Annotated in this window: 14 protein-coding genes and 2 tRNA genes; 1 reads left to right on the forward strand and 15 read right to left on the reverse strand. The window is 53.5% G+C overall.

Features of this window, described 5'->3' with window-relative positions:
- Window positions 1-40: 40 nt before the first annotated feature.
- From IPZ49_RS16470 to IPZ49_RS16520, 11 genes are all read right to left on the reverse strand, one after another.
- Window positions 41-1,936: a DEAD/DEAH family ATP-dependent RNA helicase gene (locus IPZ49_RS16470; protein ID WP_022649514.1), complete on the reverse strand. Its 1,896-nt coding sequence runs from the start codon at window positions 1,934-1,936 to the stop codon at window positions 41-43.
- Complete coding sequence (yrbN, locus tag IPZ49_RS16475) at window positions 1,929-2,009, reverse strand: protein YrbN (protein ID WP_097397692.1); 81 nt, start codon at window positions 2,007-2,009, stop codon at window positions 1,929-1,931. The genes IPZ49_RS16470 and yrbN overlap by 8 nt, the downstream gene beginning before the upstream one ends.
- Before the next feature lie 107 nt (window positions 2,010-2,116).
- The gene (gene nlpI, locus IPZ49_RS16480) at window positions 2,117-3,001 is read right to left on the reverse strand and encodes a lipoprotein NlpI (RefSeq protein WP_003861782.1); all 885 of its coding nucleotides are present in this window, start codon (window positions 2,999-3,001) and stop codon (window positions 2,117-2,119) included.
- Window positions 3,002-3,111: 110 nt separating this feature from the next.
- Entirely contained in the window at window positions 3,112-5,250 is a 2,139-nt protein-coding gene (gene pnp / locus IPZ49_RS16485; protein WP_063146521.1) for a polyribonucleotide nucleotidyltransferase, read from the reverse strand.
- A gap of 242 nt (window positions 5,251-5,492) precedes the next feature.
- On the reverse strand, window positions 5,493-5,762 hold the full coding sequence (rpsO, locus tag IPZ49_RS16490) for a 30S ribosomal protein S15 (RefSeq protein WP_003861789.1): 270 nt from the start codon (window positions 5,760-5,762) through the stop codon (window positions 5,493-5,495).
- 154 nt (window positions 5,763-5,916) lie between these two features.
- Entirely contained in the window at window positions 5,917-6,867 is a 951-nt protein-coding gene (truB, locus tag IPZ49_RS16495; RefSeq protein ID WP_023298718.1) for a tRNA pseudouridine(55) synthase TruB, read from the reverse strand.
- Window positions 6,867-7,271, reverse strand: coding sequence for a 30S ribosome-binding factor RbfA (gene rbfA / locus IPZ49_RS16500; protein ID WP_003861793.1), 405 nt, complete (start codon window positions 7,269-7,271; stop codon window positions 6,867-6,869). The genes truB and rbfA overlap by 1 nt, the downstream gene beginning before the upstream one ends.
- 106 nt (window positions 7,272-7,377) lie before the next feature.
- On the reverse strand, window positions 7,378-10,065 hold the full coding sequence (gene infB, locus IPZ49_RS16505) for a translation initiation factor IF-2 (RefSeq protein ID WP_022649517.1): 2,688 nt from the start codon (window positions 10,063-10,065) through the stop codon (window positions 7,378-7,380).
- A gap of 24 nt (window positions 10,066-10,089) precedes the next feature.
- Window positions 10,090-11,592, reverse strand: a complete 1,503-nt coding sequence (gene nusA, locus IPZ49_RS16510) for a transcription termination factor NusA (RefSeq protein ID WP_003861798.1) — start codon at window positions 11,590-11,592, stop codon at window positions 10,090-10,092.
- 28 nt (window positions 11,593-11,620) lie between these two features.
- Window positions 11,621-12,073, reverse strand: coding sequence for a ribosome maturation factor RimP (gene rimP / locus IPZ49_RS16515; RefSeq protein ID WP_014833432.1), 453 nt, complete (start codon window positions 12,071-12,073; stop codon window positions 11,621-11,623).
- A gap of 207 nt (window positions 12,074-12,280) precedes the next feature.
- Window positions 12,281-12,357: transfer RNA gene (locus IPZ49_RS16520), tRNA-Met, on the reverse strand.
- A gap of 287 nt (window positions 12,358-12,644) precedes the next feature.
- Between IPZ49_RS16520 and argG the strand changes: the two genes are divergently transcribed.
- Window positions 12,645-13,991: an argininosuccinate synthase gene (argG, locus tag IPZ49_RS16525; RefSeq protein ID WP_022649518.1), complete on the forward strand. Its 1,347-nt coding sequence runs from the start codon at window positions 12,645-12,647 to the stop codon at window positions 13,989-13,991.
- A gap of 187 nt (window positions 13,992-14,178) precedes the next feature.
- Here the strand turns inward: argG and IPZ49_RS16530 are convergent.
- The 4 genes from IPZ49_RS16530 to folP all read right to left on the reverse strand — a co-directional run bounded on the left by IPZ49_RS16530 (window position 14,179) and on the right by folP (window position 17,008).
- Window positions 14,179-14,265: transfer RNA gene (locus IPZ49_RS16530), tRNA-Leu, on the reverse strand.
- A 9-nt stretch (window positions 14,266-14,274) separates the two neighbouring features.
- Window positions 14,275-14,607: a preprotein translocase subunit SecG gene (gene secG, locus IPZ49_RS16535; RefSeq protein ID WP_022649519.1), complete on the reverse strand. Its 333-nt coding sequence runs from the start codon at window positions 14,605-14,607 to the stop codon at window positions 14,275-14,277.
- A gap of 222 nt (window positions 14,608-14,829) precedes the next feature.
- On the reverse strand, window positions 14,830-16,167 hold the full coding sequence (gene glmM, locus IPZ49_RS16540; RefSeq protein WP_003861804.1) for a phosphoglucosamine mutase: 1,338 nt from the start codon (window positions 16,165-16,167) through the stop codon (window positions 14,830-14,832).
- Entirely contained in the window at window positions 16,160-17,008 is an 849-nt protein-coding gene (gene folP, locus IPZ49_RS16545) for a dihydropteroate synthase (RefSeq protein ID WP_022649520.1), read from the reverse strand. The genes glmM and folP overlap by 8 nt, the downstream gene beginning before the upstream one ends.
- Window positions 17,009-17,037 lie beyond the last annotated feature (29 nt).

A 17,037-nucleotide genomic window follows, 5' to 3' on the forward strand; every position in this document is an offset into this window, starting at 1 on the left:
CGGGGCTGTATATTTTACTTTACGTCAAAAGCGAAAAGGCTTACGCGTCACCGAAACGACGACGGCTGGTGCCTTCTTCGCGGCGTGGGCCACGATTTTCACGGCGCTCGCCGGAGAAACGACGAGGTTCGCCAGTGCGACCTTCGCTACGACCGCCTTCACGACGCTCGCCACCGAAGCTGCGACCACCGCCACGGCGTTCGCCACCGCGGTCAGAGCGAGGCTGTGCATCACCCATCAGTTGCATGTTCATTGGCTTGTTCAGAATGCGGGTGCGAGTAAAGTGCTGCAGTACTTCGCCCGGCATGCCTTTTGGCAGCTCGATCGTTGAGTGTGAACCGAACAGCTTGATGTTACCGATGTAACGGCTGCTGATGTCGCCTTCATTAGCGATCGCGCCAACGATGTGACGAACTTCAACACCATCATCACGGCCCACTTCAATGCGATACAGTTCCATTTCGCCAGCGTCACGACGCTCGCGACGTGGACGGTCTTCACCACCACGCTCTGGACGGTCACCGCGTGGACCACGGTCGTTACGGTCGCCACGACGTTCGAAACGATCGTCACGGTCACGGAACTCACGCTTAGGACGCATCGGTGCATCAGGTGGCACGATCAGGCTACGTTCGCCCTGCGCCATTTTCAGCAGTGCTGCGGCCAGAGTTTCCATATCCAGCTCTTCGCCTTCAGCGACAGGCTGGATCTGGGACAGCAGCGCACGGTACTGATCCAGATCGCTGCTTTCCAGCTGCTGCTGTACTTTCGCGGCGAATTTTTCCAGACGGCGTTTGCCCAGCAGTTCTGCGTTTGGCAGCTCAGCTTCTGGAATGGTCAGCTTCATGGTGCGTTCAATGTTACGCAGCAGACGACGCTCGCGGTTCTCAACGAACAGCAGCGCACGGCCCGCACGCCCCGCACGACCGGTACGGCCGATACGGTGAACGTAAGACTCGGAGTCCATTGGGATATCGTAGTTTACAACCAGGCTGATACGCTCAACGTCCAGACCACGTGCTGCCACGTCGGTTGCAATCAGGATATCCAGACGACCGTCTTTCAGACGCTCCAAAGTCTGCTCACGCAGCGCCTGGTTCATGTCGCCGTTCAGCGCTGCGCTATTGTAGCCGCTACGCTCCAGCGCTTCAGCCACTTCCAGGGTCGCGTTTTTGGTACGTACGAAGATAATCGCCGCATCAAAATCTTCCGCTTCCAGGAAACGGACCAGCGCTTCGTTTTTGCGCATGCCGTATACAGACCAGTAGCTCTGGCTGATGTCCGGGCGAGTGGTCACGCTGGACTGAATACGCACTTCCTGCGGCTCTTTCATGAAGCGGCGGGTAATGCGACGGATCGCTTCTGGCATGGTTGCAGAGAACAGAGCGGTCTGATGACCTTCCGGGATCTGCGCCATGATGGTTTCAACGTCTTCGATGAAGCCCATACGCAGCATTTCATCTGCTTCATCCAGTACCAGGCCGCTCAGCTTAGAGAGGTCCAGGGTACCGCGCTTCAGGTGATCCAGCAGACGGCCCGGCGTACCGACAACAATCTGTGGGCCCTGGCGCAGGGCGCGTAACTGCACGTCATAACGCTGGCCGCCGTACAGGGCTACCACGTTTACGCCGCGCATATGTTTAGAGAATTCCGTCATTGCTTCAGCAACCTGAACAGCCAGTTCACGGGTTGGAGCCAGGACGAGGATCTGCGGTGCACGCAGGTCCGGATCAATGTTGTTCAGCAGCGGCAGCGAGAATGCTGCGGTTTTACCGCTACCGGTCTGGGCCATGCCCAGCACGTCACGACCAGAAAGCAGGTGTGGGATACACTCAGCCTGGATCGGAGATGGTTTTTCGTAACCCAGATCGTTAAGGGCTTCAAGGATAGGAGCCTTCAGGCCCAGATCTGCAAAAGTGGTTTCGAATTCAGCCATGTAGTACAAGTGCCTCGATATTAATGGCGGCCAGTCTACTTAGCTCATCGTGAAAATGATTAGCAATTTTCATTGAAAAGTGTGAACCGGCTCAAATTAGGTGTATTGACGAACAACAACGCCCTCACCAGTGAAGGTGATGGCAATCAAAAGATTACGGGCTGATGTTTATGTCGTCAGCTATTGCTGGTCCGATTCTGCCAGGTCGTCTTGCTCCTGGCCCAAGAGCGATAATTCCAACAATGCATAACGGTGCTCAACGAAGTTATGTACGTTGTTAGCAACCGCTAATTTGAACAGTGCCGTAGCGCTGTCCATATCCCCCAGACTTAGGTAGTACTTACCTAAATAGAAGTTGGTTTCACTGAGATGCTCAGCGAGCGAGGTGTTATCCGTTGCGTCCGCCTTGAGGCGTTCCATCAGCGTTGCTTCGCTAATGTTGCCCAGGTAGAACTCGACAATGTTCCATCCCCACTGTTCCTTGTCCGATTTCTCGAAGCGCTGTTTCAGTGCTTCTTTGGCCTGCTTCTCATCGAGCTTCTGCTCAACGATGTAAAGCCACAGGCTGCGGAAAGGATCATTAGGATCGTCTTGATAAAACGCCAGCAGATCATCTTGCGCTAACTTATCACGACCGCCGTAATACAATGCGATACCGCGATTCAAGTGCGCGTAGTTGTAAGTTGGATCAAGCTCAAGTACAGAATCAAACGCTTCATAGGCAGCATCAAAATTGCCTGCCTGCGTTAAATAAATGCCTAAGTAATTGAATACTTCAGGCATATCAGGTCGAATTGCCAGCGCTTGTGAAAAATCATTTCGCGCTAATGCCCTCAGACCGAGACTATCATACAACACTCCGCGCTCATATAAAAGCTGTGCGCGTTCGTCATCGGTTAAAGCCCGACTGGCAAGTATTTGTTCCATGCGTGCCAGAATCACTTCCTGCTGCAAAGTCGGTTGCAATGGCACTGCGAGGACTTCGCTCTTACGCCAGGCAGAGTTGCTGCATCCTGCCAGCGTTAAAGCTGTCGCAACGAAACACCAGCGCAAAAAAGGCTTCATTTCCCACTCCCGAAGACAACTATTGGATGAACGTCCTGTCCCCCGGCGGCTTAACAAGGCGTCCTGCCTGATAATAAGCCCTCCGCCTGAGCGGAGGGCAAATGGCAACCTTACTCGCCTTGCTGTTCGGCAGCCGGAGCTTCCGGCGCCGCAGCAGGCTGAGACTGCTCGGTTGCTTCTTTAATGCTCAGACGGATACGGCCCTGGCGGTCAACTTCCAGAACTTTCACCGGTACTTCCTGACCCATTTGCAGGTAATCGGTCACTTTCTCAACGCGCTTGTCAGCGATCTGAGAGATATGTACCAGACCTTCTTTACCACCACCGATGGCAACGAATGCACCAAAGTCAACGATACGGGTCACTTTACCATTGTAGATACGGCCCACTTCGATTTCTGCTGTAATCTCTTCGATACGGCGGATAGCATATTTCGCTTTCTCACCGTCGGTTGCTGCGATTTTCACAGTACCGTCATCTTCGATTTCGATGGTGGTGCCCGTTTCTTCGGTCAGTGCACGGATAACAGAACCGCCCTTACCGATAACATCTTTGATCTTGTCTGGATTGATCTTGATGGTGTGAATACGCGGAGCGAATTCAGAGATATCACCGCGTGGTGCGTTGATAGCCTGTTCCATCACGCCCAGAATGTGCAGACGCGCACCTTTAGCCTGGTTCAGAGCAACCTGCATGATCTCTTTGGTGATACCTTCAATTTTGATATCCATCTGCAGGGCAGAGATACCGTCGCGGGAACCCGCCACTTTGAAGTCCATATCACCCAGGTGATCTTCGTCACCCAGAATGTCAGACAGAACAACGTAGTTGTCGCCTTCTTTCACCAGACCCATTGCGATACCCGCAACGGCGGCTTTGATCGGCACGCCTGCATCCATCAGCGCCAGAGAGGCACCACACACGGAAGCCATGGAAGAAGAACCGTTGGATTCAGTGATTTCAGACACGACACGTACGGTGTACGGGAATTTGTCTGCTTCTGGCATTACTGCCAGCACGCCGCGCTTCGCCAGACGACCGTGACCAATTTCACGACGCTTCGGTGAGCCAACCATACCGGTCTCGCCCACAGAGTACGGAGGGAAGTTGTAGTGGAACAGGAAGCTGTCAGTGCGCTCGCCCATCAGTTCATCGATGTTCTGTGCGTCACGTGCAGTACCCAGGGTAGCGGTAACCAGCGCCTGGGTTTCACCACGGGTGAACAGCGCGGAACCGTGAGTACGTGGCAGCACGCCAGTACGCACATCCAGACCACGGATCATGTCCTTTTCACGGCCATCAATACGCGGCTCGCCTGCCAGTACGCGACTACGAACAACGTTTTTCTCGATAGCGTGCAGGATTTCGCTCAGCTCGTTAGCGTCCAGCGTTTCGTCTTCCGCGATCAGGGTTGCGATGGTTTCATCTTTGATCACGTCAACCTGAGCATAACGCTCCTGTTTGTCTGTAATGCGATATGCATCGCTCAGACGAGATTCTGCCAGTGCAGCTACGCGTGCGTTCAGCGCGTCGTTTACCGCTTCTGGCTGCCAGTCCCAACGTGGTTTACCGGCTTCTTTCACCAGGTCGTTGATGTTCTGGATAACAATCTGCTGCTGGTCGTGGCCGAAGACCACTGCGCCCAGCATCTGGTCTTCACTCAGCAGTTCTGCTTCAGATTCAACCATCAGAACTGCTGCTTCAGTACCGGCAACAACCAGATCCAGCTTACTCTCTTTCAGCTCTTCCTGAGTTGGGTTCAGCACGTACTGGTCGTTGATGTAACCGACGCGCGCGGCACCGATTGGGCCATTGAATGGGATACCAGACAGTGACAGGGCAGCAGACGCACCGATCATCGCTACGATGTCCGGGTTAACCTGTGGGTTAACGGAAACAACGGTTGCGATAACCTGCACTTCATTGACGAAACCTTCCGGGAACAGCGGACGAACCGGGCGGTCAATCAGACGCGCGATCAGGGTTTCGCCTTCGCTTGGACGGCCTTCACGACGGAAGAAGCCACCCGGGATTTTACCGGCAGCGTAGGTACGCTCCTGGTAGTTCACGGTCAGTGGGAAGAAGTCCTGACCTGGTTTAGCTTTTTTCTGGCCAACTACGGTAACGAATACAGCAGTGTCATCCATGCTTACCATTACCGCAGCAGTAGCCTGACGAGCCATCATGCCGGTTTCCAGCGTGACGGTATGCTGACCATACTGGAATTTACGAACGATCGGATTCAGCAAAATTCTGTCCTTTCTTAAATGTTTGAAAGCACACCTCAGGTGTGCTGACGATTTAACCCGACCTTCTTCGCATCCTCGCGACTAATGACAACCGACACCCCCATGGGTGAAGCCTCTCATTAGCCGCGCGAACCTCTGCAATGAAGATCATTTATAGCAACAATACAATAGTTTCCCCTGAATTGCTGCCGTCTGGTTGAAAAAAGGGGCCATCAGGCCCCCTTTTCTGAAACTCGCAAGAATTAGCGACGCAGACCCAGACGCTCGATCAGCGCGGTGTAGCGTGCAACATCTTTACGCTTCAGGTAGTCGAGCAGTTTACGACGCTGAGAAACCATACGCAGCAGACCACGACGGCTGTGGTGATCTTTTTTGTGCTCTGCAAAGTGACCCTGCAGGTGGTTAATCTGTGCAGTCAGCAGTGCAACCTGAACTTCGGTAGAACCGCTGTCGTTAGTACCACGACCAAACTCAGAAACGATTTTAGCTTTAGCTTCAACGCTTAGAGACATTTTCAAACTCCAAAGTATAAAGAATGTAAGGATGCCGATCTCTAATTCAGCTATCCCATGTACGCCCCGCAGATTGTTAAACAATTTACCAGGCGTTAAGCGGCGATATTCTACTCGTCTCCCCTGCTTATCGCAAGGTGAGGCGTTATCACCGTCACGCTTCGACCGGGTATTCGACGACCAGACGACGCGGGGCAACGCGCCCTTCACCGTCCATTTCGCCCATCCCGATAAACTTGCCTTCCTCCCCTTCCGTCACACGGACCAGGCCCTCAAGCGGCGCCCCCGTTGTGCGGACCGGGTTTCCGTTCTTAAAGTAAACGGACGATGTTAAAGGAAGATTAACAACCGGGAAATCTGCTGCCGGACTGTCCATTGGCATCAGCAGCGGATCCAGCAGATCTGCCGGCGCAATTCCCTGCGCTTGCGCCTGTTCAGCCAGGGCGTGCAGATGCTCAAGCGTTACCATACGTTCGACCGGATACTTGCTGACCGCCAGACGACGCAGATAAATCACATGCGCGCCGCAGCCCAGCTTTTCACCGAGGTCGTCAATGATGGTGCGGATGTAGGTCCCTTTCGAGCAGTGCACTTCCAGCTCCAGCTCATCACCTTCGTGGCGAATGAACAACAGCTCATACACGGTAATCGGACGGGCTTCACGCGGAACGTCAATGCCCTGACGCGCATATTCGTAAAGCTTCTTGCCCTGATATTTCAACGCCGAATACATCGACGGCACCTGCATTGTGTCGCCCCGGAAGCTCTCCAGCGCCGCATCAAGTTGCTCTGCGCTGAAGGTTACCGGGCGCTCTTCAACGACCTGACCATCCGCATCGGAAGTGTCCGTGCGCTGGCCCAGTTTGGCAATCACGCGGTAGCGCTTATCGGAATCCAGCAGATACTGGGAAAACTTTGTCGCTTCACCCAGGCAGATCGGGAGCATCCCGGTTGCCAGCGGATCCAGCGCGCCGGTGTGCCCCGCGCGATTGGCGTTATAAATACGCTTTACTTTTTGCAGCACGTCGTTGCTGGATGCGCCCTGTGGTTTATCCAGCAACAGCACGCCATGCACGTCACGACCGCGACGACGAGGACGACTCATCAGTCCTCCTTGCTGTCGTCCGCCGGGTTAACACGACGCTCATCGTCATGTTTCACCACGCTGGTCACCAGGTTGGACATACGCATACCCTCAACCAGCGAGTTGTCGTAGAAGAAGGTCAGCTCCGGCACAATACGCAGACGCATCGCTTTGCCAAGCAGAGAGCGGATGAAACCAGAGGCTTCCTGCAGCGCTTTAATGCCGTTCTTCACGGCGTCTTCATCCTGGTCATTCAGGAATGTCACAAACACTTTGGCGTACGCCAGGTCGCGGGACATTTCCACGCCAGACACGGTGGTCATCATCCCCACGCGTGGATCTTTGATTTCACGTTGCAGAATGAGAGCGATCTCTTTCTGCATCTCCTGCGCGACGCGCTGTGGGCGACCAAATTCTTTCGCCATAATAAATTCTCCAGACAAAAAAGGGGCTTAAGCCCCTTTTTAAAATTACTGCCGGGTGGCGCTTCGCTTACCCGGCCTACGCTAATTAATCTTCAGTTGACGAAGATTACGCGATGGTACGCTGAATTTCGATGATCTCGAACACTTCGATCATATCGCCAACGCGAACGTCGTTGTAGTTCTTAACACCGATACCACATTCCATGCCGTTACGAACTTCGTTAACGTCATCTTTGAAGCGGCGCAGGGATTCCAGCTCACCTTCGTAGATAACCACGTTGTCGCGCAGTACGCGGATTGGGTTGTGACGCTTAATGGTCCCTTCGGTAACCATACAGCCCGCGATCGCACCGAATTTCGGTGATTTGAACACATCACGTACTTCAGCCAGACCGATGATCTGCTGTTTCAGCTCAGGAGACAGCATGCCGCTCATCGCTGCTTTCACTTCGTCAATCAGGTTATAGATGACGGAGTAGTAACGCAGATCCAGGCTTTCAGCATCGATAACTTTACGCGCAGATGCGTCAGCACGAACGTTGAAGCCAACCAGGATAGCGTTGGACGCGGCTGCCAGGGTTGCGTCAGTTTCGGTGATACCACCTACGCCAGAACCGATGATCTTCACTTTCACTTCGTCGGTAGACAGTTTCAGCAAGGAGTCGGAGATCGCTTCCACAGAACCCTGTACGTCCGCTTTCAGAACGATGTTCACTTCGTGAACTTCGCCTTCAGTCATGTTGGCGAACATGTTCTCGAGTTTAGATTTCTGCTGGCGAGCCAGTTTCACCTCACGGAATTTACCCTGACGATACAGCGCCACTTCACGTGCTTTCTTCTCGTCACGTACCACGGTTACTTCGTCACCGGCAGCCGGAACACCGGACAGGCCGAGGATTTCCACTGGGATGGACGGACCCGCTTCCAGCACTTCCTGACCCAGTTCGTTACGCATCGCACGAACGCGACCGTATTCGAAACCACACAGAACGATGTCGCCCTTGTGCAGAGTACCTTCGCGAACCAGAACGGTTGCAACCGGACCACGACCTTTATCCAGGAAGGATTCGATTACCGCACCGCTCGCCATACCTTTACGAACCGCTTTCAGCTCCAGAACTTCAGCCTGAAGCAGGATAGCGTTCAGCAGGTCGTCGATACCGGTACCTGCTTTTGCAGATACAGGGATGAACTGCGCTTCACCGCCCCACTCTTCCGGCATAACGCCGTACTGTGACAGTTCGTTCTTAACGCGATCCATATCGGCTTCTGGCTTATCGATTTTGTTGACTGCAACAACCAAAGGCACCTGCGCCGCTTTCGCGTGCTGGATAGCTTCAATGGTCTGTGGCATCACGCCATCATCGGCAGCAACAACCAGAACAACGATATCCGTTGCCTGAGCACCACGAGCACGCATTGAGGTAAACGCTGCGTGGCCTGGGGTATCCAGGAAGGTGATCATGCCGTTTTCGGTTTCTACGTGGTAAGCACCGATGTGCTGGGTAATACCACCCGCTTCGCCGGAGGCAACCTTAGTAGAACGAATGTAGTCAAGCAGAGAGGTTTTACCGTGGTCAACGTGACCCATGATGGTCACAACCGGTGCGCGCGGTTCAGCCGCTGCGCCCGTATCACGGTCGCTCATTACTGCTTCTTCCAGCTCGTTTTCACGACGCAGGATAACTTTGTGGCCCATCTCCTCGGCAACCAGCTGTGCGGTTTCCTGGTCGATGACCTGGTTGATGGTGGCCATTGCGCCCAGCTTCATCATCGCTTTGATGACCTGAGAGCCTTTCACCGCCATCTTGTTAGCCAGTTCGCCAACGGTGATGGTTTCGCCGATCACAACATCACGGTTAACGGCCTGAGCTGGCTTCTGGAAGCCCTGCTGCAGAGCGGAACCTTTACGCTTACCGCCTTTACCACCGCGAACCGCTGCACGTGCTTCTTCACGGTCAGCTTTAGATTCAGCGTGCTTGTTACCTTTTTTCGCAGGACGCGCCGCTTTTGTACTGCGAGTACGGCCACGACCACCTTCAACTTCACGGTCGTTATCGTCTTCTGCCTGGCGCGCATGCTGAGAAGTGGTTACGTGATAATCGCTGTTGTCTTCAGTTGGTTCAGCGGTATTCACACCGTTCTTCTCGTTTTCTTCTGCCATGCGACGCGCTTCTTCGGCGACGCGGCGAGCTTCTTCTTCAAGCTTGCGGCGGGCTTCTTCTTCCGCTTTACGCTTCAGCTCGGCAGCTTCATTTTCACGGCGGGCTTTTTCAGCCTGGGCAGTTTTGGTCATTTCGTCGGTCTGTTGATTGCTCACTTTGTCTTTTTCCGCAGCGTCACGCTTCGCTTTTTCACCGGCGTCGCGTTTCGCTTTTTCTGCGGCCTCACGTTCAGCTTTTAATTCTGCTTCGCGTTTGGCAGTGGCTTCTGCCTCACGCTGAGCTTGTTCTTCCGCTTCACGCTGTGCCTGCTCTTCCGCAGCAAGGCGTTCTGCCTCTTGCGGATCACGTTTTACAAAGGTGCGCGTCTTGCGGACTTCAATTTGTACCGATTTGCTTTTGCCACCGGTACCAGGGATGTTCAACGTGCTACGCGTTTTGCGCTGCAGCGTTAACTTGTCAGGCGTAGAGCCGTGTTCACGGTTCAGGTGCGCTAACAAGGTTTGTTTTTCTTGCGCGGTCACCGAGTCATCAGCGGCCTTCGGGATCCCTGCATCAGCAAATTGCTGTACCAGGCGGTCCACGGAGGTCTGAATCTCAGCAGCCAGCGATTTTACAGTTACATCAGTCATGCTGTTCCTTCCTGCTACAGTTTATTACGCTTCGTCGCCGAACCAGCAAATATTACGTGCGGCCATGATGAGTTCGCCGGCTTTCTCGTCGGTTAAACCTTCGATATCAGCCAGGTCATCAACGCCTTGCTCAGCGAGATCTTCCAGCGTACAAACACCACGGGCAGCCAGCTTGAACGCAATCGCACGATCAAGACCTTCCAGATTCAGCAGGTCATCAGCCGGCTTCTTATCGCCAAGGCTTTCTTCCTGAGCCAGCGCCAGGGTGGTCAGTGCGTTTTTAGCGCGTTCACGCAGGGCTTCAACGGTTGGTTCATCCAGACCGTCAATTTCCAGCAGCTCTTTCATTGGCACGTAGGCCAGTTCTTCCAGCGTAGAGAAACCTTCTTCAACCAGCACAGTGGCGAAGTCTTCGTCAATGTCCAGGTATTTGGTGAAGGTATCGATCGCCGCGTGGGCTTCAGCCTGATGCTTGGCCTGAAGGTCATCAACGGTCATCACGTTGAGTTCCCAGCCGCTCAGCTGTGACGCCAGACGTACGTTCTGACCGTTACGGCCAATCGCCTGCGCCAGGTTGCCCGCTTCTACAGCGATATCCATGGTGTGTTTGTCTTCGTCAACAACGATAGACGCCACATCAGCCGGTGCCATTGCGTTGATCACGAACTGCGCCGGATTGTCGTCCCACAGAACGATATCAATACGCTCGCCGCCCAGTTCGGTAGAAACCGCCTGAACACGTGCGCCACGCATACCGACGCAAGCACCGACCGGGTCGATACGCTTGTCGTTGGTTTTCACCGCAATTTTCGCACGGGAGCCCGGATCGCGGGCCGCCGCTTTGATTTCGATAACTTCTTCGCCGATTTCCGGCACTTCGATACGGAACAGTTCAACCAGCATTTCTGGTTTAGAACGCGTCACGAACAGCTGTGCACCACGTGCTTCAGGACGTACGGCATACAGCACACCACGAATACGGTCGCCTGGGCGGAAGTTTTCACGCGGCAGCATGTCTTCACGCAGGATAACGGCTTCAGCGTTACCCGGCAGCCCTTCGGATTTGATCTCCAGAGAGATGTTATCGCGGTTCACTTTCTTCACCACGCCAGTGATGATTTCGCCTTCCTGATCGCGGAACTGATCGACAACCAGCGCGCGCTCGGCTTCGCGAACTTTCTGCACGATAACCTGCTTCGCGGTCTGGGTGGTGATACGGTCGAAGGTGACAGATTCAATCTGATCTTCAACGTAGTCACCCACGTTCAGACTTTCGTCTTCAAAACGTGCCGCTTCCAGTGTGATCTCTTTGGTCGGTTGGGTCACTTCTTCAACGATTACCCAACGACGGAATGTATCGAAGTCACCGCTTTTACGATCGATTTCTACGCGAACATCGATCTCTTGTTCGTATTTTTTCTTGGTTGCTGTAGCCAGTGCACTTTCCAGCGCTTCGAAAATCTTCTCACGCGGCAGTGATTTCTCGTTGGAGACGGCTTCAACAACAGCCAAAATTTCTTTGTTCATCGCGGGCTTTTCACCTCAATCCAGACTGTTAAAAGTGGGGAACCAGATTCGCCTTCTGGATATTACTCAGCGCGAACACTTCATCTTTGCCTTCGACTGTCACCGTGATCATTTCACCATCAACGGCTTTGATAATTCCCTGCCATTTACGGCGGTTCTGTACGGCCATACGCAGAACGAGAGCCACTTCTTCACCGGTAAAGCGCACATAGTGCTCGGCCGTGAACATCGGACGATCGAGGCCAGGTGAGGAAACTTCCAGGTTGTACGCAACGGTAATCGGATCTTCAACATCAAGAACCGCACTCACCTGGTGGCTGACATCAGCACAATCATCAACATTGATGCCATCTTCACTATCAATATAGATGCGCAGCGTCGATGTGCGGCCGCGAACGAATTCGATGCCGACCAGTTCGTAGCCCAGTGCTTCGACCGGTGCAGTAATCATCTCTGTTAATTTTTGCTCTAATGTGGACAAGCCCACCCCCAAGACATAAAAAAAGGGCGTAAAGCCCAGTTATTCTGTAGTCAGATAACAAAAAACCCCGATAAATCGGGGCTTTAGATAACTGAACCCTATAGCCACAACTGTGGCCTGGAGCACTTTCCGAAAGAATTTTTTCAAATCCAGCTACGAAGGCTCTAAGTCTTCACAGTATATTTGAAAAAGAACTTTATAGGAAAGTGGTTGCGGGGGCCGGATTTGAACCGACGACCTTCGGGTTATGAGCCCGACGAGCTACCAGGCTGCTCCACCCCGCGCCTGAAACGTGGCAAATTCTACGCGTTTTGGACAGAATTTGCAAATAATGCTGGGATTTGGTACCGAAGACGGGACGTAAAATCGGCGTTTAGTATATTGATAGTTGACCCCACCTGTCAACCCAGCTTCTGCCAGACAGAACAGACCAAATTTTTTACAAAAAACGCACGAGTCTCTTCCGGTCTTCGACAAAAGATGATTAAATGAATACTCACTTATTTTGCATAAAAATGCACAAGAGAGCGAAAGCGGTCTCTAAACAGTCAATCAAGCAGGGTTTTATTCTATGACGACGATTCTCAAGCATCTTCCGGTAGGACAACGTATTGGCATCGCTTTCTCAGGCGGCCTGGATACCAGCGCTGCACTGCTGTGGATGCGCCAGAAGGGAGCGGTTCCGTATGCATATACTGCGAACCTGGGTCAGCCGGACGAGGAAGATTATGACGCGATCCCTCGTCGTGCCATGGAGTATGGCGCAGAGAACGCACGTCTGATTGACTGCCGTAAGCAACTGGTCGCTGAAGGCATTGCCGCTATCCAGTGCGGTGCTTTTCATAACACTACCGGCGGCCTGACCTATTTTAATACCACTCCGCTGGGTCGTGCTGTCACCGGCACCATGCTGGTCGCCGCCATGAAAGAAGATGGCGTGAACATCTGGGGTGATGGCAGTACCTATAAAGGCAACGATATTGAACGTTTCTATCGTTACGGTCTGCTGACCAACGCCGAGTTGCAGATCTACAAACCGTGGCTGGATACCGACTTCATCGACGAACTGGGTGGCCGTCATGAAATGTCTGAGTTTATGATTGCCTGCGGCTTTGACTATAAGATGTCCGTTGAGAAAGCCTACTCAACCGACTCCAACATGCTGGGTGCGACGCACGAAGCGAAAGACCTGGAATTCCTGAACTCTAGCGTAAAAATTGTTAACCCGATCATGGGCGTAAAATTCTGGGATGAGAACGTGAAGATCCCGGCGGAAGAAGTGACCGTGCGTTTCGAACGCGGTCATCCGGTTGCCCTGAACGGTAAAACCTTCTCAGACGATGTTGAACTGATGCTGGAAGCAAACCGCATCGGCGGTCGTCACGGTCTGGGTATGAGCGATCAGATCGAAAACCGTATCATCGAAGCGAAAAGCCGTGGCATTTACGAAGCTCCGGGGATGGCGCTGCTGCACATCGCTTACGAGCGTCTGCTGACCGGTATTCACAACGAAGACACCATTGAGCAGTATCACGCTCATGGCCGTCAGCTGGGCAAACTGCTGTATCAGGGTCGCTGGTTTGATCCACAGGCGCTGATGCTGCGTGACGCCCTGCAACGTTGGGTGGCGAGCGCAATCACCGGCGAAGTGACGCTGGAACTGCGTCGCGGCAATGATTACTCCATCCTCAATACCGTGTCTGACAACCTGACCTATAAAGCAGAGCGTCTGACCATGGAGAAAGGTGAGTCAGTATTCTCTCCGGATGACCGTATCGGTCAACTGACCATGCGTAACCTGGACATCACCGATACCCGTGAGAAGCTGTTCAACTATGTTGAGAATGGCCTGCTCTCCGCGAATTCCGGTAATGGTCTGCCGCAGGTTGAGAACCTGGAACACAGCGATAAGAAGTAATCGACAGCAAGACATGTAAAAGGCGCCCAATGGGCGCCTTTTTTGTGGTCTTCGTAGGCCCGGTAAGCGCAGCGCCACCGGGCAAAACGGCGGGCGGCGCTGCGCTTACCCGCCCTACAATAGATCGGAAACACAGAATGTACAGACGAAAAAAAAGACGTCTTGCGACGTCTTTCTTCTGGAATATTGGTACCGAGGATGGGACTCGAACCCACAAGCCCGTTAGGGCACTACCACCTCAAGGTAGCGTGTCTACCAATTCCACCACCTCGGTACTGAATACTTACTGCGGGATATCGCTGGTTGGCTTAGCCGGTGCAGCTGGCTGAGTTTGCTCACTTTTTGCTGGCGCGCTCAGGTTTTCCCACTCGCTTCCTTTACTGGTCTTGTTGCTATTGATATTGCCCAACACCAGACTGATGATGAAGAACAGCGTAGCCAGAATCGCCGTCGTACGGGTCATGAAGTTCGCAGAACCACTTGAACCGAACAGCGTACCGGAAGCGCCTGCTCCGAAGGAGGCTCCCATATCAGCGCCTTTACCTTGCTGCAGCATAATCAGCGCTACGAGAGCGATGGCTACAATAAGGAAAATAACTAAAAGAGCTTCGTACATAATCAACCTGTTCCTTGCGGATTTGCCGCATACCAATGCTTCGACCAATTAGCAGGATTTTGTTTCCCACTGAAGCGGGTGTGAATACTAACCAAAGCGAATCACCTTCGCAAGGGCATTTTCGAGGCATTGTATCAACTGCGGAAAAAAACAGCAAAAAGCCATTAATTGCTTAAAACAAAGGCGGCAAACGCCGCCTTTTTAAACACTTATTCTGAAAGATTATGCAGCTTTCACTGCATCCGCAATGCGGTGCGCAAATTCAGTTACCTGCGCTTCGTCTTCACCTTCCACCATCACGCGGATCAGCGGCTCGGTACCCGACTTACGCAGCAGGACGCGTCCACGGCTGCCAAGCGTCGCTTCCACCTCTGCCATCACCGCTTTCACGTTATCATTTTCCAGCGGGTCGCCTTTACCAGCGGTGAAACGCACGTTCACCAGGATCTGCGGGAACATTTTCATGCCGCTGCACAGATCGTGCAGGCTCATATGGTTACGCGCCATCGCGGCAACAACCTGAAGCGCCGCCACAATGCCGTCACCGGTGGTGGTTTTATCGAGCAGGATCACGTGGCCGGAGTTTTCCGCGCCAATGCGCCAGCCTTTTTCCTGAAGTTTTTCCAGCACGTAGCGGTCACCCACTTTCGCGCGAACAAACGGGATGCCCAGCTGTTTCAGCGCCAGCTCCAGACCCATATTGCTCATCAGCGTGCCCACCGCGCCACCGCGCAGTTGCCCCTGACGCAGGCCTTCACGCGCAATGATGTAGAGGATCTGATCCCCGTCGACCTTGTTACCTTCGTGGTCAACCATGATCACACGGTCGCCATCGCCATCCAGGGCAATACCCAGATCGGCTTTTTCAGCCAGTACACGCGCCTGCAAGGCACGCACGTCTGTCGCGCCGACTTCTTCATTGATGTTCAGACCGTCCGGCTCGCAGCCGATGGTGATCACTTTCGCGCCCAGCTCGCGGAAAACATTCGGCGCAATGTGATAGGTCGCACCGTTTGCACAGTCCACCACAATTTTGAGGTGTGCCAGGCTCAGTTCATTCGGGAACGTGCCTTTGCAGAATTCAATGTAGCGGCCTGCGGCATCGACAATACGGTTGGCTTTACCCAGCTCAGCGGAGTCGACACAGGTGATCTCTTTCTCCATTTCCGCTTCAATCGCCTCTTCCACGTCATCCGGCAGTTTAGTGCCGTCGATGGAGAAGAATTTGATACCGTTGTCATAGAACGGATTATGAGAAGCTGAAATGACGATGCCCGCTTCCGCACGGAAGGTACGAGTCAGATAGGCAACAGCAGGGGTCGGCATTGGCCCCGTAAAGGAAGCTGAAAGCCCCGCCGCCGCCAGCCCGGCTTCCAGCGCGGACTCAAGCATATAACCCGAAATACGGGTATCTTTACCAATAATGATCTTACGGGAGCCATGACGCGCCAGTACCTTACCCGCCGCCCAGCCCAGCTTCAGGACAAAGTCAGGGGTAATTGGCGCATCGCCTACGCGCCCACGGATGCCATCGGTACCAAAATATTTACGATTACTCATAGCGTTTGTTTTCCTTCGCTGCCAGTGTGGCTTCCACCACACGCATGGCTTCTACTGTTTCTTTTACGTCATGGACGCGAATGATGTGTGCACCTTGCATCGCGGCAATCACCGCGCAGGCCAGACTGCCGCTCAGACGTTCGTTCGGCCCGACATTCAACAACTGACCAATCATCGATTTTCTCGACATTCCCACCAGCAGTGGCAGGCCGAACTGATGAAACTCTGATAAGCGCGCAAGCAACGCGTAATTGTGTGAGAGATTTTTACCGAAACCGAAGCCCGGGTCGAGCAGCAATTTCTCTTTTGCGATACCCGCACGTTCACAGCGTTCGATATGCTCAATAAAGAAGCGGGTGACGTCGGCAAACACATCTTCATATTTTGGCGCCTCCTGCATTGTCTTAGGCTGGCCCTGCATATGCATCAGACACACCGGTAGCCCGGTTTCAGCGGCGGCTTCAATTGCGCCCGGCTCGGTCAGCGAGCGGATATCATTGATAATGTGCGCGCCCACTCTCGCCACTTCACGGATCACTTCGGGTTTGGAGGTATCAACGGAGATCCACACTTCAAAGCGCCGGGCGATAGCCTCCACCACCGGCACCACGCGCGCCAGCTCTTCTTCCACCGAAACCTCCGCCGCGCCAGGCCGCGTTGACTCCCCTCCAACGTCAATGATGGTGGCACCCGCGTTGATCATTAAATTCGCGTGTTTAACCGCGTCGATAAGCGAGTTATGCGTGCCGCCGTCAGAGAAGGAATCAGGCGTGACATTCAGGATCCCCATCACATGCGGATGTGAAAGGTCGAGATGCGAGTCCTGGGCGAAGAGTTTCATGGCTAAATCCCTGTTATTTGCATGGTTAT

The sequence above is a fragment of the Enterobacter cloacae complex sp. S2 genome, from assembly GCF_015159675.1.
GTDB classification, from domain to species: Bacteria; Pseudomonadota; Gammaproteobacteria; order Enterobacterales; family Enterobacteriaceae; genus Enterobacter; species Enterobacter intestinihominis.